This window comes from Xanthovirga aplysinae, assembly GCF_009711365.1.
In the GTDB taxonomy this organism is placed as follows: Bacteria; Bacteroidota; Bacteroidia; order Cytophagales; family Cyclobacteriaceae; genus Xanthovirga; species Xanthovirga aplysinae.
The window spans coordinates 1-1,234 of sequence record NZ_SMMB01000355.1 but is presented as its reverse complement, the minus strand read 5'-3'; the positions used below and the strand labels follow the sequence as shown (position 1 = coordinate 1,234).

Sequence of the window (1,234 nt, the reverse complement as noted above, 5' to 3'; positions counted from 1 at the left end):
TTATAAAAGTTTTCGTCCTTGTCCTCTCCTTCCTCTAACCCTTAGTCCTCCAAAAACTACAACTTAAATAAACCACTCATGGAAAAGCTTTACCCTAATGGCCTGTTTTTCATTACAGGCCGGAATTCTTTCTTTAAGAAGGAAAGAACCAAAGTCTATCAACAGTTAAAAGAATTGGCAAATTGGCTATGTTGCTTTTTTGCCTTATTGTTGATCTATTCCCCAAGCTTCGGGCAATCAGTTGATTTGGATCAGGTCCGTAATGGGGGAGCCAACAGCCCTGGAGTAACATGGGTAAATGGAAATGTCAATGCAACTCAGGGTCACATGCTGGAAGGTTATTCTTTGGCATACCGGGTACTGGTCGATGGGCTCACCCCTGGTGATAATGTCGTTTTAAGAGTGGGTTATGATATAAAAGAAAGTAATAGCCATGCTTTGGACTACCTAACTTCTTTCCAACGTTTGGAACCACATATGCCTCCCTTTAATCATACGGTGGCACCTAATGAAATTATTGACCCTACAACGGGTATCCCAGGCCTTGGGGCTCCTTCTACCTTTGCTATTCCTGTACCGCCTAATAGTATTCTCATAAATGGAGATCCCCAACCCACCACAAGCTTTAATAATCTACCAGCAGGGGAAAGGGAAATGACGATTTATAATGGAACGATTACAAATATTTCTTATTTCGATGCAGGAGACTTAAACGCAGCATCTTCTGAAGCACAAGTGGACATTGAGTTTTCCGCTTCTGCATCAGAAGTGCTCATCGTTTATGGTGGTCATATTGCAAGTCAGTCAGATTGGGGATTTGGGAATTCCGCCAGTTCTATTAATGGCTCTCCTTACCATATGCGGACAAAAACCCTTTTTGTCAATGGAGACGAAATTAATATTGGGAATATGGATAGGTCTCTCAATGCAGGTGCCGTTGGCCCTCCTTGTGATTTGGATGTGGATACCGAAGGTAGTGATCCAACCTGTAATGGGGAAACCGATGGAGTAATTACCTTTTCCAACCCAACAGGAGGCAGCGGAAACTATGAATACTCCATTGATGGAGGAACCAATTGGCAGACAGGAGTCTCCTTTACTGGTCTTGCACCGGGCAATTATGACTTAATGATTCGGGATGAGGATAATACGGATTGTGCAATTGAACTTAATGATGTAGTGTTAATCGACCCAGCAGGGTTGACAGCAGAAAGCTCCTTTAGTAATCCTACTT

The 1,234-nt window shown here is 42.8% G+C and carries 1 protein-coding gene; it reads left to right on the top strand.

Going from position 1 to position 1,234, the window contains the following annotated elements; genetic code table 11:
- Positions 1 to 78: 78 nt before the first annotated feature.
- Positions 79 to 1,234 (top strand): SprB repeat-containing protein (locus E1171_RS01125; protein WP_187696151.1); only part of this gene is annotated, 1,156 nt, incomplete at its 3' end.